The organism is Phyllobacterium pellucidum (assembly GCF_013327855.1).
GTDB lineage: Bacteria > Pseudomonadota > Alphaproteobacteria > Rhizobiales > Rhizobiaceae > Phyllobacterium > Phyllobacterium pellucidum.
On sequence record NZ_JABUMX010000003.1, the window covers coordinates 338,567 to 364,008 of the forward strand.

The 25,442-nt window shown below is 60.4% G+C and carries 18 protein-coding genes; 7 read left to right on the plus strand and 11 right to left on the minus strand.

Annotated features, from left to right (window positions below; genetic code table 11):
- Nucleotides 1-129 precede the first annotated feature (129 nt).
- Nucleotides 130-714, minus strand: a complete 585-nt coding sequence (gene lptE / locus HQ945_RS14970; RefSeq protein ID WP_027231076.1) for an LPS assembly lipoprotein LptE — start codon at nt 712-714, stop codon at nt 130-132.
- On the minus strand, nt 701-3,319 hold the full coding sequence (gene leuS, locus HQ945_RS14975) for a leucine--tRNA ligase (protein ID WP_174208239.1): 2,619 nt from the start codon (nt 3,317-3,319) through the stop codon (nt 701-703). The genes lptE and leuS overlap by 14 nt, the downstream gene beginning before the upstream one ends.
- 131 nt (nt 3,320-3,450) lie before the next feature.
- Between leuS and HQ945_RS14980 the strand changes: the two genes are divergently transcribed.
- Nucleotides 3,451-4,113: a YggS family pyridoxal phosphate-dependent enzyme gene (locus HQ945_RS14980; RefSeq protein ID WP_174208240.1), complete on the plus strand. Its 663-nt coding sequence runs from the start codon at nt 3,451-3,453 to the stop codon at nt 4,111-4,113.
- Here HQ945_RS14980 and HQ945_RS14985 read toward each other — a convergent pair whose 3' ends face one another.
- The gene (locus tag HQ945_RS14985) at nt 4,114-4,650 is read right to left on the minus strand and encodes a YcbK family protein (protein WP_113281656.1); all 537 of its coding nucleotides are present in this window, start codon (nt 4,648-4,650) and stop codon (nt 4,114-4,116) included.
- A gap of 293 nt (nt 4,651-4,943) precedes the next feature.
- Between HQ945_RS14985 and acs the strand changes: the two genes are divergently transcribed.
- Nucleotides 4,944-6,896, plus strand: coding sequence for an acetate--CoA ligase (gene acs / locus HQ945_RS14990; RefSeq protein WP_113281658.1), 1,953 nt, complete (start codon nt 4,944-4,946; stop codon nt 6,894-6,896).
- A gap of 35 nt (nt 6,897-6,931) precedes the next feature.
- Here acs and HQ945_RS14995 read toward each other — a convergent pair whose 3' ends face one another.
- From HQ945_RS14995 to HQ945_RS15005, 3 genes are all read right to left on the minus strand, one after another.
- Nucleotides 6,932-8,197, minus strand: a complete 1,266-nt coding sequence (locus HQ945_RS14995) for an SAM-dependent methyltransferase (protein ID WP_113281660.1) — start codon at nt 8,195-8,197, stop codon at nt 6,932-6,934.
- A gap of 348 nt (nt 8,198-8,545) precedes the next feature.
- Nucleotides 8,546-8,833 (minus strand): addiction module antidote protein, encoded by a 288-nt coding sequence (locus HQ945_RS15000; RefSeq protein ID WP_207719710.1) that lies wholly within the window; start codon nt 8,831-8,833, stop codon nt 8,546-8,548.
- Complete coding sequence (locus HQ945_RS15005; protein WP_091920923.1) at nt 8,814-9,125, minus strand: type II toxin-antitoxin system RelE/ParE family toxin; 312 nt, start codon at nt 9,123-9,125, stop codon at nt 8,814-8,816. Before HQ945_RS15005 ends, HQ945_RS15000 begins: the two co-directional genes overlap by 20 nt.
- A gap of 187 nt (nt 9,126-9,312) precedes the next feature.
- On the opposite strand from HQ945_RS15005, the gene HQ945_RS15010 reads away from it, so the two are divergent.
- Entirely contained in the window at nt 9,313-10,713 is a 1,401-nt protein-coding gene (locus tag HQ945_RS15010; RefSeq protein WP_246272689.1) for an MATE family efflux transporter, read from the plus strand.
- Here the strand turns inward: HQ945_RS15010 and HQ945_RS15015 are convergent.
- Nucleotides 10,710-10,943, minus strand: a complete 234-nt coding sequence (locus tag HQ945_RS15015; RefSeq protein WP_091948617.1) for a DUF1674 domain-containing protein — start codon at nt 10,941-10,943, stop codon at nt 10,710-10,712. The genes HQ945_RS15010 and HQ945_RS15015 overlap by 4 nt on opposite strands.
- A gap of 124 nt (nt 10,944-11,067) precedes the next feature.
- Here HQ945_RS15015 and htpX point away from each other — a divergent pair, with 124 nt between their 5' ends.
- The 3 genes from htpX to HQ945_RS15030 are packed head-to-tail and all read left to right on the plus strand — an operon-like array spanning nt 11,068 to nt 15,185.
- Nucleotides 11,068-12,042 (plus strand): zinc metalloprotease HtpX, encoded by a 975-nt coding sequence (gene htpX, locus HQ945_RS15020; RefSeq protein ID WP_113281664.1) that lies wholly within the window; start codon nt 11,068-11,070, stop codon nt 12,040-12,042.
- The gene (locus HQ945_RS15025; RefSeq protein ID WP_113281666.1) at nt 12,039-13,421 is read left to right on the plus strand and encodes an RsmB/NOP family class I SAM-dependent RNA methyltransferase; all 1,383 of its coding nucleotides are present in this window, start codon (nt 12,039-12,041) and stop codon (nt 13,419-13,421) included. The genes htpX and HQ945_RS15025 overlap by 4 nt, the downstream gene beginning before the upstream one ends.
- A 60-nt stretch (nt 13,422-13,481) precedes the next feature.
- The gene (locus HQ945_RS15030) at nt 13,482-15,185 is read left to right on the plus strand and encodes a heparinase II/III family protein (protein WP_027231066.1); all 1,704 of its coding nucleotides are present in this window, start codon (nt 13,482-13,484) and stop codon (nt 15,183-15,185) included.
- On the opposite strand, the gene HQ945_RS15035 is transcribed toward HQ945_RS15030, so the two are convergent.
- On the minus strand, nt 15,182-16,408 hold the full coding sequence (locus HQ945_RS15035; protein ID WP_113281668.1) for an aminotransferase-like domain-containing protein: 1,227 nt from the start codon (nt 16,406-16,408) through the stop codon (nt 15,182-15,184). The genes HQ945_RS15030 and HQ945_RS15035 overlap by 4 nt on opposite strands.
- A gap of 241 nt (nt 16,409-16,649) precedes the next feature.
- On the opposite strand from HQ945_RS15035, the gene purH reads away from it, so the two are divergent.
- The gene (purH, locus tag HQ945_RS15040) at nt 16,650-18,266 is read left to right on the plus strand and encodes a bifunctional phosphoribosylaminoimidazolecarboxamide formyltransferase/IMP cyclohydrolase (RefSeq protein WP_113281670.1); all 1,617 of its coding nucleotides are present in this window, start codon (nt 16,650-16,652) and stop codon (nt 18,264-18,266) included.
- An 11-nt stretch (nt 18,267-18,277) separates the two neighbouring features.
- Here purH and HQ945_RS15045 read toward each other — a convergent pair whose 3' ends face one another.
- The 3 genes from HQ945_RS15045 to HQ945_RS15055 all read right to left on the minus strand — a co-directional run bounded on the left by HQ945_RS15045 (nt 18,278) and on the right by HQ945_RS15055 (nt 25,442).
- Complete coding sequence (locus HQ945_RS15045) at nt 18,278-19,672, minus strand: MFS transporter (protein WP_162737258.1); 1,395 nt, start codon at nt 19,670-19,672, stop codon at nt 18,278-18,280.
- Nucleotides 19,673-19,911: 239 nt separating this feature from the next.
- Entirely contained in the window at nt 19,912-24,702 is a 4,791-nt protein-coding gene (locus HQ945_RS15050; RefSeq protein ID WP_113281672.1) for an NAD-glutamate dehydrogenase, read from the minus strand.
- Between the two features lie 107 nt (nt 24,703-24,809).
- The gene (locus tag HQ945_RS15055; protein ID WP_091920916.1) at nt 24,810-25,442 is read right to left on the minus strand and encodes a TPM domain-containing protein; all 633 of its coding nucleotides are present in this window, start codon (nt 25,440-25,442) and stop codon (nt 24,810-24,812) included.

Sequence of the window (25,442 nt, forward strand, 5' to 3'; positions counted from 1 at the left end):
CAATGACGCCCGCCTGTTGCAAGACCGGCGGGCGTTTTCTTATGCTCGTGCGCGGCGCGCATCCGGCTAGGGGCAGGACTCATGAACGGTACGCCCGGCCGTCGCCGAGCGAGGTCATGCGCAGTATGACTATTGGTTCTTCGTCAGATCCTGGGCAACGCTGAGCTGAATCGCCTGCGCAACTTCCGCCGCCGCACGATTATATGCATCGCGATAAGCTCGCTGAACGGCGAACTGCTGTCTTGGCGCATCGTAGCCCGCATTTACAAGACGGCTGCCGCGGCCGATGACCTGACCGTCCGACACGCGCGTCAGAACGTAGTTGCCAGTCATGCGAATGGAGCCTGCGGTCGGCTGGCCCGATTTATCATTGGTCGCATTCTGGATCAGCGCCAGCGAAATGTTCTGGGATGCTATGGCGAGTTGGAGCGTATAGGCGACATGCGTCGGCTCGCCCGCACCGCCACCGAAGAGGAAGATCAGGTTGTTGCGTACTTCCTGGGTGACGCGATCGCCCGCCGGATTGACCGACACGGTCGCGAGCCGGGAGCGGACGCTGCCCGAGACGCCGGCGGCCGTGCTGCCGACCGGACCGGGATCGGAGTAGAGCGGCCGCACCTGGCAACCGCCTGCAATCAATGCCAAGCCGAGAACGCAGAAGGGAAGCAGCCGCTTGACGACGGAACCCGGCTGAAAACGATCAGGCAACGACATTGATGATCCTCTGCGGTACGATAATGACCTTCTTCGGTGAATTGCCATTCAGCGCGGCCTTGACGAAATCAAGCGCGAGGGTGGCCTTTTCGACCGCCAATTGATCCGCATCGCGGGCAATTGTCAAATCGCCGCGCTTCTTGCCATTGATCTGAACCGGCATGGTCACATCGTTCTCGACGATCAACGTCTCGTTGTATGACGGCCACGGTTGATGAGCCACAAGATCTGCGCCGCCGAGTGCCTTCCAGCACTCCTCGGCAAGGTGCGGCATCATCGGCGCTATCATTGCAATCAACATGGTCGTCGCTTCGCGGCTTGCTGCGATCGTCACCATGTCAGCCCCGCCCGCCGCCACCTTCTGCAGATAAGGCGCCAAGGTGTTGACGAGCTCGTAAAGGCGCGCGACGGCCTTGTTGAAGTTCAGCTTCTCAATATCTTCTCCGACAGCCTTGACAGTCCGGTGCGCCGCTTTCGAAATCGCCAAAGCCTCGCCCTCGGTCCCGGCTGCGGCATCGACCGTCTTCAACGTCTCGGCCGCTTCCGAAATCAGGCGCCAGACGCGCTGAACGAAGCGATGCGCTCCCTCGACGCCGGATTCAGTCCAGATCACATCGCGTTCCGGTGGCGAATCCGACAGCATGAACCAGCGCGCGGTATCCGCGCCGTAGGAAGCGATGATGTCATCCGGATCGACCACGTTTTTCTTCGATTTCGACATCTTCTCGATCGAGCCTATCTCGACCTCTTCGCCTGTAGCAATCAGCGTTGCGCGGCGCGCGCCATCCGTCTCTTCGACCCGAACGTCAGCTGGCGTGACCCAGCCGTCCTTGCCCTTGTAGGTCTCGTGGACGACCATGCCTTGCGTGAACATGCCCTTGAACGGTTCACTGATATCGAGATGACCGGCCACCTTCATGGCCCGTGTGAAGAAACGCGAATAGAGCAGGTGCAGGATCGCGTGCTCGATGCCGCCAATATACTGATCGACGGGCAGCCAGTGATTCGCGACCTTGGGCTCGGTCGGCTCCTCGGCCCAAGGAGCGGTGAAGCGCGCGAAATACCATGACGAGTCGACGAAGGTATCCATCGTGTCGGTCTCGCGTCGTGCGGGCTTGCCGCATTGCGGGCAGTTGACGTGCCGCCAGGTCGGATGACGATCGAGCGGATTGCCCGGCCGGTCGAATTCGACGTCGTCCGGCAGCTTGACCGGCAGGTCGGCCTTCGGCACCGGGACAACGCCACAATCATCGCAATGGATCATCGGGATCGGACAACCCCAGTAACGCTGCCGAGAAATACCCCAGTCGCGCAGGCGGAAATTGATCTTGCGCTCGCCCTGCGGGCGGTTGCCGACCGTCTGCTTTTCCAACCGCCGCGCCACCTCGTCGAAAGCTTCGGCCGGCGACATCCCGTCAAGGAAGCGCGAATTGATCATGACGCCGTCATCGACATAGGCGGTTTCGGTGATCTGGAACGTGGCCGCGTCGGCGTCCATCGGCATAACCACCGGCACGACCGGCAGGCCATACTTGTTGGCAAAGTCGAGGTCGCGCTGGTCACCGGACGGACAACCGAAGATCGCGCCGGTGCCATAGTCCATCAAGACGAAATTCGCGACGTAGACCGGCAGCTTCCATTCCGGATCGAACGGATGCGTGACGCGCAAGCCGGTGTCGAAGCCCTTCTTCTCGGCGGTTTCGAGCGCAACGACCGAGGTGCCCGCATGGCGGCATTCCTCGTTGAACTGCGCCAGCGCCGCGTTGTTTTCGGCGGCTTTCTTCGCCAGCGGATGGTCGGCGGCAATGGCAATGAAGGACGCGCCGAACAGCGTATCGGGCCGCGTCGTGTAGACCTCGACCTCGCTCTCGCCTTCGACGTGCGACTGCTTGTCCAACGCCCAGCGGATCAGCATGCCCTCAGACTTGCCGATCCAGTTGCGCTGCATCAGGCGCACCTTTTCCGGCCACTGGTCGAGGCCATCGAGGGCGCCCAGCAGTTCCTCGTTGAAGTCGGTGATCTTGAAGAACCACTGTGTCAGCTCGCGCTGCTCGACAAGGGCGCCGGAGCGCCAGCCGCGACCGTCGATGACCTGCTCGTTGGCAAGGACCGTCATGTCCTCTGGGTCCCAGTTGACCTTGGACGATTTGCGCGTCACCAGGCCCTTCTCGACGAAATCGAGGAAGAGCATCTGCTGGCGGTGATAATATTCGACATCGCAGGTGGCGAACTCGCGCGACCAGTCGAGCGACAGGCCCATGGACTTGAGCTGATCGCGCATCGTCGCGATGTTCTGGTAGGTCCAGGTCTTCGGATGAACCTTGTTCTGCATGGCGGCGTTTTCGGCCGGCATGCCGAAAGCATCCCAGCCCATTGGATGCAGCACATTGAATCCCTTGGCCCGCTTGTAACGTGCAACGACATCGCCCATCGCATAGTTGCGCACATGGCCCATATGGATACGGCCCGAGGGGTACGGAAACATTTCGAGGACGTAGTAAGGATCGCGAGGATCGTCATTGTTCGTCTCGAAGAGCTTGGCGTCGTTCCAAACTCTCTGCCAATGCTTCTCGGCTACACGGGGATTATAGCGTTCGGTTGCCATGAACGGGATTCTCTTGCAAAGGATAGTGATGCGGGGACCTTCACCATGGATTGGTGGGACCGTCAACCACTTGAAGCTGAAGGAGCCCGTGAAATCGGGCCGTCAGGCGATAAATAGGACTGAACCAGCCAATGCCCAATGCCGTCGATCAACTTTTTGCCGTCAGGGACGCTATTCACAAGGCTGAAGCGGAAGCGGGTCGCCCGGAAGGCGCCGTCACGCTTGTCGCCGTGTCGAAAACCTTCGGCGAGGAAGCAATCCGTCCCGTGCTCGAATCCGGCCAGCGCGTCTTTGGCGAAAACCGCGTCCAGGAGGCGCAAGCGAAGTGGCCGGCCCTGCGCGGTGAATTTCCGGATATCGAACTCCACCTCATCGGGCCGCTCCAATCCAACAAGGCCGAGCAGGCGGTGGCGCTTTTCGACGTGATCGAGACGGTCGACCGCGAAAAGATCGCCGATGCCCTTGTCAAGGAAATGCAAAAGCAAAACCGCTTTCCCAAACTCTATGTCCAGGTAAACACCGGTTCTGAACCGCAGAAGGCGGGCATAGATCCAAAAGAGGCGGTAGCATTTGTCAAGCATTGCCGCGAAGTTCGCGGCCTCCAGATCGAGGGCCTGATGTGCATTCCGCCGGCCGATGAGAATCCCGGCCCGCACTTTGCCCTGCTTGAAAAGATCGCCCGGCAGGCCGGAGTAGACAAGCTTTCCATGGGCATGTCCGGTGACTACGAACTCGCCATCGGCTTCGGCGCGACATCAGTCAGGGTCGGTTCCGCGATTTTCGGAACTCGGTAATTACCAGCTGCGGCGCGGTCCGGTATCGATGTGATAATAGCCGGCCGGATAGCGTTTCAACCCGCCGACGTCACCGCTGGACGACAGATGACTCATGAGGCCGGACGAGCCGCCGTGGACCCGGAAATCCACCGCCTGACAGCTCAGGTGGTAGGATTGGTCCTTGCCGCCAACGCGATTGTTGCGCGTGCGTGTGCGCACGGTCGAATTTACCGTGATCGGCCCATACTTGGCGGAAACGCGGCTCAGCACGTTCTTCAGCCTTTCGGGCACGCATTTCGACGGCGCCTTATAGTCGATATAGGCCTTACCGCGCGGCATGGCCGCCAGTACCAGCGGACTGATCTTGTCGAACACCGAATCCTTGAGCAGATGCGCATGCTCCTCACCGAAAAGCTTTGCGCCGATACGGTCCTGCGGATTGGATGGCACAGGAAGCGTGCCGGCGCCTGCCGGAATGGCAAGGCTCAAAGCGGCTAAGGTAAGCCATGTGAATTTTGCGCGTGACGCAACGCTGCGCAAGACAGTTATTCGCATTCCTCGATCCTTGGTGCGGCGCCGGAAACAACAATTCTTTGGCGCCGATAGTTTGTCCTCCCAAGTCAAGGCAGCGACCCTATAAGCCGAAATGTGGTCAAAATGGACCGATTTCGCGATAAAACGCGACCGAAAACGATATTGGCCGCTGCAGAATGCGACCGAACGCCATGCCCTCAGGGCCAATTCGGATATTTACGCATTGATTTGCTTGGTGGTAATGAACCTGTGCGCCTCCCGCCCGGGGAGGTATCCGGGTGGAGGCCCGATATTTAAGATTCTGGAGGAAATTGATGTCCGAGAAGGTTTATCCGGTGCTGGCAAGCGCGAAGAAAAACGCGCTCATCGACAATGATACCTATCTCAGCTGGTACAAGCAGAGCATCAAGGACCCCGAAAAGTTTTGGGCCAAGCACGGAAAGCGCATCGACTGGTTCAAGCCCTTCACCAAGGTCAAGAACACCTCGTTCGAGGGCAAGGTTTCGATCAAATGGTTCGAGGATGGCGTTACCAACGTTTCCTATAACTGCATCGACCGTCACCTCAAAAAGCGCGGTGATCAGGTCGCGATCATCTGGGAAGGCGACAATCCCTATCTCGACAAGAAGATCACCTATAATGAGCTTTACGAGCAGGTCTGCCGCCTCGCCAATGTCCTGAAGAAGCACGGCGTCAAGAAGGGCGACCGGGTGACGATCTACATGCCGATGATCCCGGAAGCGTCCTATGCGATGCTGGCCTGCGCGCGCATCGGCGCGATCCACTCCGTCGTCTTCGGCGGCTTCTCCCCCGATGCGCTCGCGGGCCGTATCGTCGACTGCGAATCCACATTCGTGATCACGGCCGATGAGGGCATGCGCGGCGGCAAGCCGGTGCCGCTTAAGGAAAATACCGACAAGGCAATCGATATCGCGGCGCGCCACCACGTCATGGTGAAGAACGTACTCGTCGTACGCCGGACCGGCGGCAAGACCGGCTGGGCCAGCAATCGCGACCTCTGGTATCACGATGAGATTGCCAGCGTTAAGGCGGAATGCAAACCTGAAAAGATGAAGGCGGAGGATCCGCTTTTCATCCTTTACACCTCTGGCTCGACCGGCAAGCCCAAGGGCGTGCTGCACACGACCGGCGGCTACCTTGTCTATGCCTCGATGACCCACGAATATGTCTTCGACTACCATGATGGCGACATCTACTGGTGCACCGCCGATGTGGGCTGGGTAACCGGCCACTCCTACATTGTTTACGGCCCGCTCGCCAACGGCGCGACGACGCTGATGTTCGAGGGCGTGCCCAACTACCCGTCGGTATCGCGGTTCTGGGAAGTCATCGACAAGCACCAGGTCAACATCTTCTACACCGCCCCGACCGCCATCCGCGCGCTGATGAGCGCCGGTGACGAACCGGTCAAGAAGACATCGCGCAAATCGCTGCGCATCCTCGGCTCGGTTGGAGAGCCGATCAATCCGGAAGCCTGGGAATGGTATTATCAGGTGGTGGGCGACAAGCGCAGTCCTGTCGTCGATACCTGGTGGCAGACGGAAACCGGCGGCATCCTCATCACGCCGCTGCCCGGCGCAACGCCGCTCAAGCCGGGCTCGGCCACAAGGCCGTTCTTTGGTGTGCAACCGCAACTGGTCGACAATGAGGGCGACGTGCTCGAAGGCGCCGCCGATGGCAATCTCTGCATCACGGACTCCTGGCCGGGTCAGATGCGCACGGTCTACGGCGATCACAAGCGCTTCATCGAAACCTATTTCTCCACCTATAAGGGCAAGTACTTTACCGGCGACGGCTGCCGGCGTGACAAGGACGGCTATTACTGGATCACCGGTCGCGTCGATGACGTTCTCAACGTCTCGGGACACCGCATGGGAACGGCCGAGGTAGAGTCCGCGCTTGTCTCCCATGATACGGTCTCGGAAGCGGCCGTGGTCGGCTATCCGCACGACCTGAAGGGCCAGGGCATATATTGCTATGTAACGCTGATGTCCGGGCTTGAGGGTAGCGACGATCTGCGCGCCGAGCTGGTCAAGCATGTGCGCAAGGAGATCGGCCCGATCGCCACGCCAGACAAGATACAGTTTGCGCCGGGCCTGCCGAAGACCCGTTCCGGCAAGATCATGCGCCGCATCCTGCGCAAGATCGCAGAAGATGATTTTGGCGCGCTCGGCGACACCTCAACGCTTGCCGACCCGGCCGTCGTTGATGACCTGATCGCCAATCGCCAAAACCGCAAGGGCTGAAAATAGTGTCTTCCCCTAAGGGGGGACACCCTCCTTCAGCGGTAGAGGTCGGCGCGTGTCTGCGGCACGGCAGAGATTCCGCGCTTGCGGCGTGACGCCAGCGTCTGATTGATCTGTACGGTGCCACGCTCGAACGCAAGGGCGCAGCCGGTGAGGTACAGCAGCCACAACCGCGCTTTGGGAGCGCCGACTTCCGCGATCGCCTCATCGAAGCGCGCATGGAGACGGTCGGCCCACATGCGGCAAGTGCGGCCATAATGCTCACGCAGATTCTCGACGTCGTGGACCTCGAAACCGTAGCCTTCGAGGTTCTCGACCGTCATGCCGAGATGGTCGAGTTCGCCGCCCGGGAAGATGTATTTGACCAGGGCGAGGTGTTCGGCGCTCTTGCGCCCGAAGGTCTTCTTGTTGCGCTTCATGCGCCGTGTGATCGCGTGGTGGAGATAAAGGCCACCCGGCCTCAGTAATCGGTGCACGCTGGAAAAATAGGTGTCGTAGTGGGCAATGCCCACCGCCTCGAACATGCCGATCGAGGAAATCTTGTCGAACTGCCCCTCGAGATGCTCATAGGATTTCACGTGAATCGTGATCTTGTCCTCAAGACCTTCCGCCTTGATCCGCTCGCGGGCAAGGGCCGTCTGCGCCTCCGACAAAGATACGCCCGTGCCGGTCACGCCATAATTCTTTGCCGCATAAATCAGCATGGCCCCCCAGCCGCAGCCTATGTCGAGCAGGCGATCGCCGGGCTTGAGGCGCAGCTTGCGGCAGATCAATTCGAGCTTGTCAGCCTGCGCCTGGTCGATGCTATTGGCCCAGTCGGTGAAATAGGCGCAGGTATAGACCATGCGCTCATCGAGAAAGAGCTGATAGAAGGCGTTCGACACGTCGTAGTGGTGGGTAATCGCTTCCTTGTTGGACCCGCTGACGTAAGGATTCTTGCCGCCAAGCCCGGAACTGCCGCCTTTTGCTCCGCTCAGCAAAAGCGAAGGCACATCCTTCAAGAGCTGCCACTTTGGCAGGCTTTTCAGCCGGTGCTTGAACTTTCCCTTGGGACCGCGCTCGACGAGATCGAACAGTGTGCCGTTCCTGATGTCGATCTGGCCCGACACCCACAACTCGACGACAGAGCCGATATTGGGTTTGAGAGCGATCTGGCGCACGGCCATAGGATCATTGATGGCAAATATAGGGCCATCAAAATCACCGATGCGGGTTCCGTCCCAAAGTTCAATCGCAAATTGCGGTTCGATGACGTCGACCACCGTGCGGATGATCCGCGCCGCCTTGTCTTCAGCTGCCATTCTCTGCCCCCGGGCACGGGGCGCAGCAAGTTGCGCGTCGCGTGCGTTGCTTCATTCAGTCTGCTTGGCTTATGACTGCGTGAGCCTCTTTGCAACCCATGCACACATGGCCCTGCTTTTTTCTCTTGAAACGTGGCGCATGACACCCCATTCTCCAATTGTGTTCAACGAATGAAAAGGAGGTGATCCGATGTCTCGTGATTTCGCAATCTGCCACAAGGCGTCTGATGCTTTCCATCGGGGATTGTCTCTCCGTTGAATAAGCGCCCGGCGAAAGCCGGGAAAGGCCAAAGACAGCTTTGTGCCAGACGGAATTGCGGGGCCACCCTTCGGGGTGGCCCTTTCCGTTTAAGTCGCCCGTTTGCCACTCAGTTGAAAGCCGACTGCCTTCAACACGGCTATCGTTGTGGCCAGTCTAGGGTTTCCACTTTCACTCAGTGAGCGGTAAAGTTGTTCCCGGGACAATCCAGTCTCGCGTGCGATCGTTGCCATGCCCTTCGATCTTGCGACTACCCCGATGGCCTTCGCAATGTAGGCAGAATCGCCAGTTTCAAATGCGTCGGCAAGAAATAACTCTATTGCCTCGTCAGATTTGAGTGCGTCGGCAGGATTGTAGTCATAGAGCTTCGTCATCATCCCTCCAATCTATTGCCAATCGCCGAGCCTCGCGGATGTCCCGATCTTGCGTCTGCTTGTCACCGCCACAAAGAAGGATGACAATCTGTTCGCCGTGACGCCGGAAATAAACCCGGTATCCCGGTCCATAGTGAATTCTCAGTTCGCTTACGCCACCACCTACAAATGCAATGTCGCCCCCAAGCCCATTGGCCAAGCGGAAGAGGCGGGCAGCGATGACCGCCCTCGCCCTCTGGTCTTTCAGCTTGCTTTCCCACTTACGATAAACGGAGGTCTGTTTCAGTCTTATCATGAAAATGTAGTTTTTAAATTACAAATGTCAATATGATCGACAATAACGCCCGGAAGGGAAGCCAACCACCAATGCCAGGTTGCAGGTGCCCCCTTTGCTCTTGCCGAAATTTGATGATACCAAGAATCTGCCTGAAATCGGTGCATCCTGCCTCAATGCGAGGCAAATTCCTCTGAAAGACCAAGACATGTCGGTTGCCCTAGCCCAAAACGCCGCGTCCCGGCGCGCGTGGCGTGAAGAAATTATTGCGATGCTGGCGTTGAGCTGGCCGATGATTCTTACCAATCTCGCGCAAACAGCGATGACGGCAACCGACGTCATGATGATGGGCTGGGTCGGCGCGGATACGCTCGCAGCCGGCGCCCTCGGCACCAACCTCTACTATATGCCGATGATCTTCGGTCTCGGGCTGATGCTTGCCACCTCGCCGATGATGGCCAAGGAACTCGGCCGCAATCGCTTTTCAGTGCGCGAGGTTCGCCGCACGGTGCGGCAAGGCCTTTGGCTCGCCGTCACCATATCGATTCCGATCTGGTTCGCGTTGTGGCACACCGGACCGATTCTCATTGCCATGGGGCAAAATCCGGCCCTTGCCGATACCGCCGAAGCCTACGTTCGTTCGCTGCAGTGGGCGGTCCTGCCGTTCTACGGCTATATCGTATTGCGGTCCTTTATCGCGGCGCTCGAACGTCCCGGCTGGGCGCTGTTCGTTGCCCTCTTCTGCGTCGGCTTCAATGCCCTTGCCAATTGGTGCCTGATCTTCGGACATCTGGGATTCCCCGAGCTTGGGATCGTCGGTTCGGGCATCGCGACCTCCCTGTCGTCGCTGATGATGTTCATCGGCCTCGTCGTCATCATCATGCGCGATCGCCAGTTCCGCCGTTACCATCTGTTCGGTCGCTTCTGGCGTGCCGACTGGCCACGCTATGGCGAACTGCTCCGCCTTGGCCTGCCGATCGCCGCGATCATGAGCTTTGAAGTTACAATCTTCAATGCAGCGGCTTTCCTGATGGGAATTCTCGGCGCGGATTACCTTGCGGCGCACGCAATTGCCATCCAGATTGCCGCCATTGCATTCATGGTGCCGATGGGCTTTGGCCAGGCGGCAACGGTCCGCGTGGGCCGGGCCTACGGGGCACAGGATGGTGACGGAATCAGGCGCGCCGGCTGGGTCGCCTTCATCGGCGGAACCGGCTTCATGGTGCTCACCGCGATGCTGATGCTGTTTGCGCCATACCAGCTGATAAGCGCCTTCATTGATCTGCACGACCCATCAAACGCCGAGGTCATATCGCTCGCCGTCTCGTTCCTGGCGTTTGCAGCGCTCTTCCAGATTTTCGACGGCGGTCAGGCGGTCGCGAGCGGGATGCTGCGTGGCCTGCATGACACGACAGTACCGATGATCTATGCGGCCATTGCCTATTGGGGCATAGGCTTGCCGCTCTCAATTGCCTTTGGCTTCTGGCTGGACATGAAGGGCGCCGGCATTTGGCTCGGCCTCGTCTGCGGCCTTGCCGCCGCGGCAATTCTGTTGCTCAGCCGTTGGCTCCGGCGTGAACAACTTGGAATTGAAGTTATCCGCCATTAGAAGTCGATCGTGCGGCCCTTGATTTCCCAATCGCCGTAGCGGGCAGGATCCTTGCCGCCCCGTCCGCCGATTTCGCGCGGTTTCTCGGCGGCATCCTTTTCCGCCTGCCGGCGCGCTTCCGCTTCCTTGAGGGCGCGCTGGGCCGCCGGCGGCAGCTGGTCAAAGGCGGGATGCCGGCGCTTATCGTCATTGTCGGCGTGCGGCGTTTTTGCTGTCTCTTCGTCCGTCATGTGACACTCGTCATTGAAGCTTGCTGTATAAAGCACCATCATATAGCGGAAGATGGCGAACAAAAGGAATGACCTTGCCAGCCATGGACTCTAACGCTTCATTTCCGAGGGGAGGAATGCAACCATGAACATCATGCGCACTGCAATGCTGCTTGCCTTCATGACCGCCCTGTTCATGGCCGTTGGCTATCTCATCGGCGGCTCCGGCGGCATGATGATCGCGCTCGTGATGGCGGCCGGGATGAATCTTTTCAGCTACTGGAATTCGGACAAGATGGTGCTGCGCATGCATCACGCCGTTGAGGTCGATGAACGCACAGCGCCTGAATATTACGGCATTGTCCGCGATCTTGCAGCGCGTGCCAACCTGCCCATGCCGAAGGTTTATCTCATCGAGGCGGATCAGCCCAACGCCTTTGCCACCGGGCGCAACCCGCAGAATGCGGCTGTCGCCGCCAGTACCGGTCTCTTGCAGCGCCTGTCGCCGCAGGAGGTTGCGGCGGTGATGGCGCACGAACTCGCCCATGTCGAGCACCGCGATACGTTGACGATGACCATCACCGCGACACTCGCCGGTGCCATTTCGATGCTCGGCAATTTCGCCCTGTTCTTCGGCGGCGGCAACCGCGAGAATAATAACCCGCTCGGCTTCATTGGTATTTTGATCGCCATGATCGTCGCGCCGTTTGCCGCAATGATCGTGCAGATGGCGATCAGCCGGACACGGGAATACGCCGCCGACCGGCGCGGCGCGCAGATCTGCGGCAATCCGCTGTGGCTCGCATCTGCCCTCAACAAGATTGCGCGCGGCGCCAAGCAGATTGTCAACGAGGATGCGGAGCGAAACCCAGCCTCGGCACCGCTTTTTATCATCAATCCCTTGAGCGGTCGTGGCACTGACAATCTGTTTTCCACGCACCCAAGCACCGAAAATCGCATTGCGGCGCTGGAGGCCATGGCCTCGGAATTCACCCGGACCGAGGCGCCCGCGAAACCGGCGCGCGGTGTCGAACAGCCGCTCGACGATGAGGAACCGCGAGACGACCGTCCAACGCCGTGGGGCCGCAATGGCGCAAGCCGCAAAGGCCCTTGGGCATGAGCGCGGAACGGGCAGCCAAACGGAATTTCTCCAGAAAACAGCAAGTTACGGAATCTTTTGACGGGGAGGACAGGCCTGGCCTCGCCGCGCGTCAATGCGCAACACGTCTGCTGGGGGCTGTCATCGAGAAGCATACGTCGCTCGACGGCCTTACCGACAACAGTAACGGGCATCCCCAATATATGGCGCTCGACGACCGTGACCGCTCACTGGTGCGCGCCATTCTCGGGGCTGCGCTGCGCAATCGCGGCGCGATCGAAGCAGCTATCAGCCAGATGATCGACCGGCCGCTGCCGGAAAATGCGGTAGCCCTGAAGCATCTTTTGCACGTGGCGGCGGCACAAATCCTTTATCTCGACCTGCCCGATCGCGCCGCCGTCGATCTTGCCGTGACAGCGGCGAACGGCGACCCCCGCAACCGGCGCTTTGCGTCGATGGTGAATGCCGTCCTGCGGCGCCTGTCGCGGGAAAAGGAGACGTTCGCCAATCGGGCCGCAGTCAATGTTCCTTCATGGTTCGAGGCAAGTCTCGTTGCCGCTTATGGCAAGGAAAAGGCAGGCGCCATCCTTGAAATCCAGGCAAAGGAGCCAGCCGTCGATCTCACTGTCAAGGGCGACCCACAAGTGTGGGCCGAGCGTCTTGGCGGTCTCGCCCTGCCAACGGGCTCGGTTCGGCTTGCCAACATTGAAGGCGCCCTGACCAGCCTTCCGGGCTTTGCCGAGGGGGAGTGGTGGGTGCAGGATACGGCGGCGAGCCTTCCGGCAAAGCTCTTTGGCGACATTACCGGAAAACGTGTTGCCGATCTTTGCGCCGCGCCCGGCGGCAAGACCGCACAGCTTGCTTTGGCTGGTGCCAACGTGACCGCGCTCGATCTGTCCGCCAATCGCCTGAAGCGGCTACGCGCCAATCTCGAGCGCCTGCATTTCACTGCCGACACCGTCGAAGCAAATCTTGCGGCCTATGAACCGGCCAAGCCCTTCGATGCTGTCCTGCTCGACGCACCGTGCTCCTCGACGGGGACGGTACGACGCCATCCCGACGTTCCGTGGACTAAAAGTCCCGAAGAGATCGCCAAACTCGCCGCGCTTCAGGCCAAGCTGCTTGACCACGCCGTCACCCTCGTTCGGCCCGGCGGGACTATCGTGTTTTCCAACTGCTCTCTCGACCCCTCGGAAGGCGAAACGGTCGCAAGGCAATTGATTGCCAAGAACCCCGCCATCGAACTCGTTCCTGTCGTCGCCGAAGAGATCGGTGGCCTCGCAGACCTCATCACGAAAGAGGGTTTTGTGCGCTCTACCCCCGCGGATCTTCCCAATGACGATGCGGCGCTGTCCGGCATGGATGGCTTCTTTGCGGCTCGATTCCGCCGAAAATACTAAAATTTTAACTGTTTGACCGGATAGTTTAGGCTGTCGTCGACGATTCGAAGCAAAAATAATATGGTCGCGCTCAGCGAAACACCGCAATTGTGGGGACTAGCGACGGCGCAATTGTGGCGCCGGTTCCGCAGGCGCGTACGCATGGGCCCGCTCTACCGCTGGCGCTTTACCGGCTTTACGCCCGAGCGCGTGCTTATTGCCCCGCAGGATCTGCGCCCGGCCGATCCGCAAATTGCCGAAGAGTTTTACCATGGTCGCTTTGCCTTGGCCGGCAAGGTCGTCGAGACCGGCGGCCGCTCGCCGTTCCTGGTCGAACCACCCAATGCCGCCTGGCAGGCGGCTCTGCACAATTTCGGCTGGCTCCGCCACTTGCGTGCGGCAGGCACGGACCTTGCCACCGCCAACGCCCGCGCCCTCCTCAGCGACTGGATCACCACGCATGGCCGTTCGGTCGCGGGGCCGGCATGGGTGCCGGAGGTCACGGCACAGCGCATCATCGCCTGGCTGCAGCATTCGAGCCTCATTCTGGCAGGCGCAGACCTGCGCGCCTATCGCCAGTTCATGCGCTCGCTCGCCGTCCAGGTCCGCTACTTGCGGACGATGGCGGCTGTCATGGATGACGGCGAAGAGAAGCTGCGCGCCCGTATCGCGCTCGCGCTTGCGGCGCTTGCCCTGCCGGTAGCGTCGAGCACCAGCCGGTCGGCCCGTCGCAACCTCGAATATGAACTAACCCGCCAGATCCTCCCCGACGGCGGCCATATCTCGCGTAATCCCCTTATTATTCTCGAACTGCTCGCCGACCTTCTGCCGCTGCGCCAGACCTATGCCAGCGGCCAGGAGGCACCGCCCAAAGCGCTGATCGAAGCCATCGAGCGGATGCTGCCGGCGCTGCGTTTTTTTCGCCATCATGACGGCAGCCTTGCCCTGTTCAACGGGGTCGGCGCCACCATGCCGGAACGGGTCATCGCCGTGCTCCGCCATGACGATATTGGCGGCCTGCCGCTCATTCACGCGCCGCATTCGGGCTATGAGCGCCTTTCCATGGATTCGACGACGATCATTGCCGACACCGGTCTCGCTCCGCCGGTCACTGCCTCGCGCGATGCCCACGCCGGCTGCCTGTCCTTCGAGATGTCATCGGGCCGCAACCGCTACATCGTCAATGCCGGCGTCGATCGCTATGGCCCGCCCGAATTTCGGCCGCTCGCCCGCTCGACCGCCGCTCATTCGACGGCAACGCTCAACGACACGTCCTCCTGCCGCTTCAGCAATACCTCCGGACTCTCGAACATGATCGGAACGCCGATCATTGCCGGGCCCACCAGGGTGAATATCGAGCGCATCGAGCGGGAAGGCGCCGTCGGCTTCGTTGCCAACCACAATGGCTACGTTCGACCGTTCGGCATCTATCACGAACGCCAGATCGTGTTGTCGCACAATGGCAGCGTCATCGAAGGTATCGACAGCTTCTTTGCCGCCGGTCGCAATCCACTGCGTGATACTGGCGCCGAAAATGTCGTCGTGCGTTTTCACCTGCATCCCGCCGTCCATGTCTCTGTAGACGATAACGGCCTGATCATTCTTCAGGCGGAAAACGACGATATCTGGATGTTCTCGGCAACGGTGCAGCCCTTCGTCGAGGATTCACTGTTCTTTGCCGGGTTCCGCGGGCCCGTCAGGACCCGCCAGATCACGTTGTCCTTCAGTGCCGCCCAGCGGCCCGAAGTCGAGTGGCAGTTCACCCGCACAAGCCTCGGCGTTTAGAGTTCGGCCATCACCTGGCGAATAAGGCGTCCAAGACGGGCGATACCGGTATCGGCAACCTCTTCTGAAGCGAGCGAGAAGCTCAGGCGAATGGTATTTGCCCCGCTGCCGTCGGCGTGGAACGCCTGGCCTGGCACAAAGGCAACCCGCTCGGTTTCGATCGAACGGGCAAGGAGCTTCGCCCCGTCAATCCCTTCCGGCAAGGTGACCCAGATGAACATGCCGCCTTCAGGCTTCGTCCATGACACGCCTTCCGGCATATATCTTTCAAGCGCCGTCAGGACATGGTCGCGGCGCGCGCCATAGGTCGCGCGCAGGCGCTCGATCTGCGCGTCGTAAATATCGACGGCCGCATGATACATCGCCATCTGGTTGATTGTGGGACTGTGGAGGTCCGCCGCTTGCTTCATCAGAACTAGCTTGCGGATGACCGGCTTTGCTGCACAGACGAAACCGAGCCGCAATCCGGGCGACAGCGTCTTCGAGAACGTTCCGCAATAGATCGTGCGCGTTGCATCGATATCGCCCTTGCGCGCAATGTCGAGCGCGAGGATCGGCGGAACCGGCTCACCGTCATAGCGCAGCCCCTGATAGGCGGCGTCTTCGATGATGGGAATGTCGAGTTCGTCGGCAAGGTCGAGCAGGCGTTCACGACCGGCGCGATCCAGGGTTTCGCCGGCGGGATTGGAGAAATCCGGGTTGATATAGGCGAATTTCGGGCGTCCGCCATTGCGAGCCGCCGTGTCCTGGTAACCCGCAGGCGTCATATTGCCCAACTCGGGCGTCAGCTGATCGTACTGAGGTTCGTATGCATTGAATGCCTGCAGTGCACCGAGATAGGTGGGGCTCGTCACCAAAGCGGTATCGGACGGCGAAAGGAAGAGCTTGCCAAGGTAGTCCAGGGCCTGCTGCGATCCCGATGTGATGACGATGTTATCGATATCGCAGACAATGCCGAGCGCCGCTAGGCGTTTTGCGATCCACTCGCGCAAGGGCGCATAGCCTTCGCTGACCGAATATTGCAGCGCCGGGCCTGCCTGTCCGTCTGCGAGCGCCCGTTCGTAGGCTTTGCGAAATGCCTCGGTCGGGAACAACGCCGGATCCGGGATACCACCGGCATAGGAAATGATGTCCGGCTGATCGAGCAGTTTCAGGAGTTCACGGATTTCCGAAGCGCGCATCCGGTTTGCACGCGTTGCGTATCTGGCTTCCCAGTTGCTCATTTTCTACTCGCTTGATTGCCTCTCGTGCCTGTGCGCCCACCGTCCGGAAACTCCTCCTCGAACGTCGCATAAGCCCGGCGGATATGACGCCATCAAGCGAGATATGTCAATGTATCTGACCTAATTTCGCAGCAAGCCCGGCATAATTCCGGCAAATGCGCGATCCGAAGTAGGATTCCGCGAAGGCCTGTGTTAGAGCCGCCAAATCCACGCATCCACATTCTGCTAAGGACGAACTCCCATGGCCGTCGCCGCAAAATCATTTACACCGCCGAACCTTTTTCCCGTCCGTCGAGCGCTGCTTTCCGTTTCCGACAAGGCGGGCCTGACGGCCCTTGCCCACGCGCTGCACCGCCACGGGGTCGAGATCCTTTCCACCGGCGGCACGTCGAAAGCGATCGCGGCAGAGGGCATTCCGGTTCGCGACGTCTCCGACTTAACCGGCTTTCCCGAGATCATGGATGGACGCGTCAAGACTTTGCATCCAAAGGTGCATGGCGGTCTCCTGGCCGTGCGCGACGACCCGGAGCATGTCGAAGCGATGAAGACGCATGAGATAGGCGGGATCGACCTCGTCGTCATCAATCTCTATCCGTTCGAAGACGTACGCCATTCGGGCGCCGACTATGCGAATATCGTCGAGAACATCGATATTGGCGGGCCGGCAATGATCCGCGCGGCTGCCAAGAACCATGCCTATGTCGGTGTGGTCACCGAACCCGGAGACTATGACATGGTGATCGCAATGCTCGACAAGCATGAAGGATCGCTGCCCTACTCGTTCCGCCAAAGTCTCGCAGCCAAGGCCTATGCCCGCACCGCAACCTATGACGCCGCGATTTCCGGATGGTTCGCCGAAGCCTTGATGACGGAGACGCCATCCCGCCGCGCGATCGGCGGTCACCTGCATTCGGTGATGCGCTATGGTGAAAACCCGCACCAGTCCGCCGGCTTCTACCTGACCGGCGAAAAGCGCCCGGGCGTTGCCACCGCGACGCAGCTCCAGGGCAAGCAGCTCTCCTATAACAACATCAACGACACCGATGCGGCCTTCGAGCTCGTCGCCGAGTTCGACCCGGCCCGTACAGCTGCCGTCGCGATCATCAAGCATGCCAATCCATGCGGTGTCGCCGAAGGGGCGACGTTGAAGGAGGCTTACCTCAAGGCGCTGGCCTGCGATCCCGTGTCTGCCTTTGGCGGAATCGTCGCCTTGAACCGCACGCTCGACGCCGAGGCTGCCGAGGAGATCGTCAAGATCTTCACCGAGGTCATTATTGCTCCCGACGCAACCCCGGAGGCGCAGGAAATCGTGGCGGCGAAGAAAAACCTGCGCCTGCTGGTAACCGGCGGACTGCCCGATCCCCGTGCGTCCGGCATCAGCGCCAAGACGGTGGCTGGCGGCATACTCGTCCAGTCGCGCGACAGCGGCGTGGTGGACGACCTCGAGTTGAAGGTCGTGACCAAGCGTGCACCCACCGAAACCGAGATGGCTGATCTCAAGCTCGCCTTCCGCATCGCCAAGCACGTCAAATCCAATGCCATTGTCTACGTCAAGGATGGTGCTGCAGTCGGCATTGGCGCGGGGCAGATGAGCCGTGTCGACAGCGCCCGCATTGCCGCCCGCAAGGCCGAGGATGCCGCTGAAGCTGCAGGCATCGAAACGCCCCTCACCAAGGGTTCCGTGGTTGCCTCCGATGCCTTCTTCCCCTTTGCCGATGGTTTGCTCTCAGCCGTCGCCGCGGGAGCGACCGCTGTCATTCAGCCGGGCGGATCGATGCGCGATGATGACGTCATCGCCGCAGCTGATGAGCACGGCATCGCCATGGTGTTTACCGGGATGCGTCACTTCCGGCACTAGAGCAAATCTAGTTAGGTAGAACCTCTGGGCATTGCGGCCGGATAGGGCGTTCGCACGAGAATCGCCAATCCGCCCAGAAGGAAAACGATGATGGTCGCCATGCCAAGGCGCGGCGACCCGCTTAACGCGGTTACCGTCGCCACGAGGAAGGGCGCAAGGAAACTCGTCGCCCGACCCGAGAGCGCATAGATGCCGAAATAGCGGCCGGCTTCTTCGACTGAAACACTCCGCGCCATATATGACCGCGACGAAGCCTGGACCGGGCCGAACGCAACACCGATGAGGAGGCCAAAGCAGATATAGGCCTTCTCGGCAGGTGTACCGAACAGGCCGCCGCTATCAGCGCCGGGAAGCGGTATAAAACCGAAGAGCGTATAGCCCGGCCCGGTCGAAACAATCCCGATCGTGGCGATCACAAGAACAATAAGGGATACCACTACAAGAGTCTTCGACCCGAGCATCGTGTCGAGCCTGCTTGCTGCAAGGCAGCCGAAGATGGCGACGACGTTGAGGATGATGCCGAAAATGCCGATTTCGGCGGTGGCCCAACCGAACATCGTCGCGGCGAAGGCGCCGCCGAGCACGACGAGGGCATTCACCCCGTCCTGATAGATCATCCGTCCGACCAGGAAGCGGAGAATGCCGGGACGCTGGCGCACCTCGGCCAAGGTCGAACGCAAACGTGCAAGCCCGGAGGCAATGGCGGGGCGGATGGGCAAGCCGCGCGCGCCATCGGGCGTGAAGAAGAACATCGGCAGCACGAAGACAAGGTACCACAAGGCGGCGAGCGGTCCGGTTGCGCGGTCGCCCTCGCCGGCTGAGGGGTCGAGCCCAAAAATCGGTTGCAGGCCGAGCATGGTCTTGCCCGTTTCCGGCGACCCGGCCATGAAGGCAACGACGAAGATCAGCGCGATCATGCCACCGAGATAGCCGAGGCCCCACGCAATGTTGGATATACGGCCGATGTCCTTCGGCGCAACGAGGCGCGGCATCATGGAATCGTTGAACACGATCGAAAATTCCGCCGCGATCGAGGCAAGCGAAAAGAAGATGAGCGGTATGATCAGGCCCGAGCCCGGCGCCGCGAACCATAGCATGACGAGGCAGGTGATCTTGATGACTGCGAAGAAGGCGATCCACGGCTTGCGCCTGCCGGTCTCGTCGGCGATGGAGCCGAGCACAGGCGACAGCACGGTGATGAACAGGCCGGATACCGCGATGGCATAGCCCCAGGCAGCCTGCCCCAATGCCGGATCGCTCGCCATGCGCGAGACGAAATACGGCCCGAAGATGAAGGTGGTGACGACCGTGAAGAACGGCTGCGCCGCCCAGTCGAACAGCATCCACCCCCATATGCCGGCTTTGGTCGAGACACTTGTTTCGCTGGTCAGCGGCGAGGCGGTCATTGGCACGCCCCTCCGTCCCGCCTGAAGCTTCCCCCGAAAGCGGCGAAAGCGGGCTTCATCAAGACTGGCGCCATTTTGCCTCCAGGCATTGGTGATTGCGGGCGATAATTCCCTCCCCCTTTTTGGAGGGTCGCCCCGTGCGGAATTTTGAGGAAGCTTATCCCAGGCCCGGATTAGTTCAAGTCTGCCCCTCCCCGGACCTTCGGCCCGCCCTCCCCAAGGGAGGGGGCGAGGGGTGACTACGACAAATCCGAAAGCAGGCCGGCAGCTACGGCGAGCCGCGATACGGTCAAATCACCGCTCTCGACGATGTTCGCCATGCGCTGGCGCACTTCGTCTACACGCGCGCCACGGCTGGTCAGCCAATCCTTGGCCGGATCAGCGTTCTTGCCGTGCCGGCTGAGCGCTGCGACGGCGATACCGCGCCGCGCCTGCGAGATCAGATCCGTCGCGCGGGCAAGTGCCAGGCCGTCATAGTAGTCGGCAACGGAAACCCCACGCGCGGCGTCTTCGATACGGCCGATGCGGAACGCCTCGGAGATATCGAAATAGGCCTTGCCGGCAGTGGCTATGTCGATATTCGCCTGCTGCGCCACCGCCGCTATATCAGGAATGATCGGCGCGACGGACAGGCGTGCCAATTGCGCGGCAAGAGCCGGTGGTGCGCCGAGCGCCACGTTGCTGGCGGTGTCGTCGCGGATCAACCCCAGCATGGAGGCTGGCAACAGCTTCTCTAGTCTTGGCTGCAGCGCGTCACGGGCTTTCTTGATCTCATCGATGGCGGTCGCGAGACTGGCCCCTGCGGTGCCATTACGTAGAACCCATGCCGTCGTCCAGTTCAGCATCTGCGCCACCTTGGCGTAGAAACCGTTCTGTGTGTCCCCTGCTACGGCATTGTCGAGGGCGTCAATCGCGGCAAAGACACTGTCGAGCGAGAAGCCGTCACGCACAATGACGTAGGCGCGCACGATCTCCGGCCCGGAACGGCCCGTAAGATCGGACAGCCGGCTAACGAAGGTCGGGCCGCCACGATTGATGATATCGTTTGCGAGCTGCGTTGCGATGATTTCCCGCCGCAGACGATGCGTATGCAGCTCATCGGCAAATCCCGATTGCATCTGCTTCGGGAAATAATCCATCAGCTCGCGATCGAGATAAGGATCGTCGGGCAGCGTGCTTGCCAACAACTGATCTGATAGCACGATCTTCGCATAGGCAAGCAGGACGCCGAGTTCGGCGCGCGTCAAAGGTATGCCATCGACCTGCCGTTCGGCGAGGGCCTTGTCATCGGGCAAGGTCTCGACCTTGCGGCTCAGAAGCTTTCGCGCCTCGAGGTCGCCGATGAAGCGGGCCTGATAAGCGAGATCGGCCAGGCCGCGCCGCTGCGCCAGCGAGAGAGCCAGGGTCTGCAGATAGTTGTTGCGCAAGACGAGGTCTGCAACCTCTGCTGTCATCGATTCTAGAATCTTGTCGCGCTGGTCGCGCTTGAGCTTGCCGGCGCGCATGGCCTGCGCCAGCGCGATCTTGATATTCACCTCCACGTCCGAGGTGTTGACGCCAGCGGAATTGTCGATCGCATCGGAGTTGCAGCGTCCGCCAAGCAGGCCGAACTCGATGCGGCCCTTCTGCGTGACGCCGAGATTGGCGCCTTCGCCGATGACCTTGGCCCTGACGTCGCTGCCGGTGATGCGGATCGCGTCATTGGCGCGGTCGCCGACCTCCGCATCGCTCTCTCCCATCGAGCGGACATAGGTGCCGATGCCGCCGAACCACAGGAGATCAACCGGTGCCTTGAGAATGGCGGTCATGATCTCGTAAGGCGTTGCCGTCGTCTTGGCGAGGCCGATGGCCTTCGCGGCTTCCTTAGACAGCGTGATCGACTTCAGCGAGCGCGAGAATACGCCGCCGCCCGCCGATATTTTCGACTTGTCGAAATCCTGCCAGCTCGACCGCGGCAGGTTAAAGAGGCGTTGCCGCTCCTTGAGCGTCGCCTTGATGTCGGGCTCCGGATCGATGAAAATATCGCGGTGGTCGAAGGCGGCAATCAGCCTTGTCTGCGGCGACAGCAGCATGCCATTGCCAAAGACGTCGCCCGACATGTCGCCGACGCCGACCACGGTGAACGGGGCTTTCTGGATATCGGTTCCGATTTCGCGGAAATGGCGCTTGACCGCTTCCCAGGCGCCACGCGCGGTAATGCCCATCTTCTTGTGGTCGTAGCCGGCTGAGCCACCCGAGGCAAAGGCATCGTCGAGCCAGAAATCATGCGCCTGGCTGATCGCATTGGCGGTATCCGAGAATGTCGCCGTGCCTTTGTCCGCGGCAACGACGAAATAGGGATCGTCGCCATCGCGCCGTACCATGTCGGCCGGCGGCACGACGGTCTCGCCGTTCAGATTGTCGGTGACCGAGAGCAGCGTCGAGATGAACGTGATGTAGGCAGCGCGGCCGGCCTCGAAGATGGCGTTGCGATCGCCGCCCGTCGGCAGGCGCTTGGGATAGAAACCGCCCTTGGCGCCAACGGGCACAATGACGGCATTCTTGACCTGCTGTGCCTTAACCAGGCCCAAAACTTCCGTGCGGTAATCCTGGGCGCGGTCTGACCAGCGAAGCCCGCCGCGGGCAACTGGCCCGAAGCGCAGATGCACGCCTTCGACTTCCGGCCCATAGACGAAGATCTCGCGGTAGGGACGGGGTTCCGGCAACTCGTCGAGTGCGCGCGGGTCGAGTTTGAAGGCGAGAGAGGCGCGTTCGCTGCCATCCTCCTCTGGCGAGAAGGCATTGGTGCGCAGCGTCGATTCGATGAGATTGAGGTAGCGGCGCAGTATCCGGTCATCGTCGAGGCTCGGAACGCCTTGCAAGGCTTCCTCGATGGCCGCACGGATCGCAGCCTCCTTACGCTCCGATTGCGCGCCCTTGGCCTTGGCCGGGCTTAGCTGTTGCTCGAAGAGATCGTAAAGCTGACGCGCGACCGCCGGGTACCGATTGAGCGTGATTGCGATGAAATCCTGCGAATAGGGAATGCCCGCCTGCTGGAGGTAGCGCCCATAAGCGCGCAGGATGATGATCTGCCGCGCCGTGAGTTGGCCGCTCAGCGCCAGTCCATTATAGCCGTCATTGTCGGAGGCGCCGCTCCAGATGTTGCGGAAGATGTCCTCGAACAGGGCGCCCTTGTCGCGCAGATCGATGGCCGCACCAGAAGTGCTGACGAGTTCCATGTCGTGAACGTAGAGCGGGCTGGCATCCGCCGCAGGCAAGGCGAATGTCTGCTCGCTGATGACGCGGAAGCCCATGTTCTCGAGCAGCGGTACGCGCTGGGACAGCGCAACAGCCGAGCCGTAATGATAGATCTTCAGCGATGCCGCGTGGGACCCGTCGGTGCGGTGGCGGTAGAAATCGACGAAGAGCGGATTGCTTCTCGAGAGACCAGCGATTCGGCTCGCATCGACAAGCGCCTCATCCGCGGAAAAGTTCTCACGGTAGGAATCAGGGAATGCTGCCGCCAGCGCAGTATATTGCGACGTACCCGTACGGTCGCCAACCTCGGCGACGGCATCGTCCCAGGTACGAACGATGGCGCGGACGCCTTCTTCGAGCATCTCACGCTTGACCTTTGGAAAATCGTCCTCGGCATGGCCGATGATGAAGTGGACGCGTGCGAGATTGCCTTCCGGGAAAGCGGGATAATAGGCCGAGACATGCCCCTCATAGAGCGCGGCGAAGTAAGCGCCCATTTTTTCGCGCACGACGGAATCGTAGCGTTCGCGCGGAACGAAGACGATGATCGAGGCAAAGCGGCCGAAGGGATCGACACGCGGCAGGACCCGCACGCGCGGCCGCTCGCCGAGCGCAAGGATGATCTCCGCATAGCGGGTCAAGGTCTTGACGTCGATCTGGAACAGGTCGTCGCGCGGATAGCCTTCAAGAACGTTGAGCAGCGCCTTGCCCGAATGGTCTTCGCGATTGAACCCGAGGCGGCTGATGACCGCTTCCGTCTTTGAACGCAAATAGGGGATTTTGAGTACCGAACGCGTATAGGCGCCGGAGGTAAAGAGACCTACGAAACGAAGCTCGCCGGTGATCCGACCCTCCGCATCGAAGGTCTTGACGCCGATATAGTCCATATAGCCGCGGCGATGCACCAGCGACTTCGTGTTCGCCTTGGTAACGATCAAAAGCTCGGGGCCGGTGAGGAAGGCGATGATTTGCGGCGTCGTGGTGACGCCCTGATTGCCGCGTTTCAACACGCGGACATCGGGGTCGCCGAGGATGCCAAGTCCTGTCTTGCGGGAGCGTTCGAGCTCGCCCTGGTTATTATCACCGAGGTAGTCGTATTCGCGCACGCCGAGGAACGTGAAATTGTCGTCACGCAGCCATTCGAGGAAAGAGACTGCCTCGTCGATCGCCGCCTTTTTCATCGGCAGCTTTCCGGTCTTGTAGGCATCGATCGCTTCGCCGAGACGGTCGAGCATTGGCCTCCAGTCGCGTACGGCCTCCCGCACCTGCTTCAGCACCGTCGTGAGCGCTGCGTGCATGATTTCGCGGGAAGGTCCGTCGAGCGCGGGAACGTGGATCTGCATGACGCTGACGCGCGCCACATCCTTGCCTGGCTTGTCGGGTCCTGCCGGGCCAATCGCCTTGTTTGTCTTCGCATCGACATCCATGACGGGGTGCATGACGAGGTAAACAGCGTTTGCCCGGTCGCTTATTTCACCAAGAACGGAATCGAGCAGGAAAGGCATATTGTCGTTGATCAACGTGATCACGGTGACCGGACGGCCGTCGCGATAGACAAGCGACCCCTCGCTCACATCGATGATAGACTGCCCGCTCTTGAAACGTGAGAGTGCCTCCTCGGCAAGCTTCGCCGAAGTCTGGATTGCGCTTCTATCGTAGCCGGCAAGGTCTTCGTCTGGCGCTCGGGCAAAGAGCAACTCTTCGAACAGACCAGCGTCAATCTTCTTGTCTTTGGCCTTGGGTGATTTGGGCTTCGGGGCGGCCTTTCGGTCCAATGCAGTCTGTGAAGCCATCAAAATTCCCCCCTCATTGCGTATTTTGCATGATCATAGCCATTCGGAAGCCGTTTTCGACCCCAAACTGCACCGATGCGGTGAAAATCGTATGACACGCAAGAAAATTACAATTCGACCAGATGGTCATCCAGTTCGTTGATGTCGCCGGGCCTCACCGGGAAATGTTCTTCCAGGAGCAGGCCTGCCTTTTTGATGGCCTTGAGGAAACCGCCGGGCAATTCGTCCCTGCCGGCATGGTCGATCAGAATCGCAACGATATCGTTCCATTCCTGCTGCGCCACTTTGGCGTTGATGCCGGCGTCGGCCACAACCTCCGCATATCGTTCCGCCAGCGAAACAAACAGCAGTACGCCGGTGCGCTTCGTGGTGAGGTGAACATTGCGTGCCAGGAATTGCTGGGAGGCATTGAGGTGGGCGCGGCGATAACGAATATGCTTCGGCACGAGCCACATGTGGAGATCCGGCAGCAGCCGCAACACAAGCAGGGCGGTGACAAGGGCCGACAGGATCGCCAAGCCGAAGACCGGCAGAGTAATCGTATACCAGAACCAATGGGCCGCGACTGCAACGAGCACAGCGGCGAACAATATCCCGCAGGCGACCATGAAGCCGGCAACGAAGAAATAGCTGTCGCTGCGCCGCGCCAGAACTGCATAGATTTCGCCACTTGTCCGGCTCTCCGCCTCGCGAATTGCCGCAGCAATATTGGCATGATCGGCTTCGTTCATTACCTGCAT

Excerpts from the sequence above, each read along its gene's own strand:
- HQ945_RS15000 (WP_207719710.1), bottom strand. The coding sequence starts at position 8,833 with ATGATGACGAAGCTCTATGACTACAATCCTGCCGACGCACTCAAATCT.
- HQ945_RS15055 (WP_091920916.1), bottom strand. The coding sequence starts at position 25,442 with ATGCAGGTAATGAACGAAGCCGATCATGCCAATATTGCTGCGGCAATT.
- leuS (WP_174208239.1), bottom strand. The coding sequence starts at position 3,319 with ATGGCAACCGAACGCTATAATCCCCGTGTAGCCGAGAAGCATTGGCAG.
- HQ945_RS15035 (WP_113281668.1), bottom strand. The coding sequence starts at position 16,408 with ATGAGCAACTGGGAAGCCAGATACGCAACGCGTGCAAACCGGATGCGC.
- HQ945_RS14980 (WP_174208240.1), top strand. The coding sequence starts at position 3,451 with ATGCCCAATGCCGTCGATCAACTTTTTGCCGTCAGGGACGCTATTCAC.
- acs (WP_113281658.1), top strand. The coding sequence starts at position 4,944 with ATGTCCGAGAAGGTTTATCCGGTGCTGGCAAGCGCGAAGAAAAACGCG.
- HQ945_RS15050 (WP_113281672.1), bottom strand. The coding sequence starts at position 24,702 with ATGGCTTCACAGACTGCATTGGACCGAAAGGCCGCCCCGAAGCCCAAA.
- HQ945_RS15010 (WP_246272689.1), top strand. The coding sequence starts at position 9,313 with ATGTCGGTTGCCCTAGCCCAAAACGCCGCGTCCCGGCGCGCGTGGCGT.
- HQ945_RS14995 (WP_113281660.1), bottom strand. The coding sequence starts at position 8,197 with ATGGCAGCTGAAGACAAGGCGGCGCGGATCATCCGCACGGTGGTCGAC.
- purH (WP_113281670.1), top strand. The coding sequence starts at position 16,650 with ATGGCCGTCGCCGCAAAATCATTTACACCGCCGAACCTTTTTCCCGTC.
- HQ945_RS15045 (WP_162737258.1), bottom strand. The coding sequence starts at position 19,672 with ATGACCGCCTCGCCGCTGACCAGCGAAACAAGTGTCTCGACCAAAGCC.
- HQ945_RS14985 (WP_113281656.1), bottom strand. The coding sequence starts at position 4,650 with ATGCGAATAACTGTCTTGCGCAGCGTTGCGTCACGCGCAAAATTCACA.
- HQ945_RS15025 (WP_113281666.1), top strand. The coding sequence starts at position 12,039 with ATGAGCGCGGAACGGGCAGCCAAACGGAATTTCTCCAGAAAACAGCAA.
- HQ945_RS15015 (WP_091948617.1), bottom strand. The coding sequence starts at position 10,943 with ATGACGGACGAAGAGACAGCAAAAACGCCGCACGCCGACAATGACGAT.
- HQ945_RS15005 (WP_091920923.1), bottom strand. The coding sequence starts at position 9,125 with ATGATAAGACTGAAACAGACCTCCGTTTATCGTAAGTGGGAAAGCAAG.
- HQ945_RS15030 (WP_027231066.1), top strand. The coding sequence starts at position 13,482 with ATGGTCGCGCTCAGCGAAACACCGCAATTGTGGGGACTAGCGACGGCG.
- htpX (WP_113281664.1), top strand. The coding sequence starts at position 11,068 with ATGAACATCATGCGCACTGCAATGCTGCTTGCCTTCATGACCGCCCTG.
- lptE (WP_027231076.1), bottom strand. The coding sequence starts at position 714 with ATGTCGTTGCCTGATCGTTTTCAGCCGGGTTCCGTCGTCAAGCGGCTG.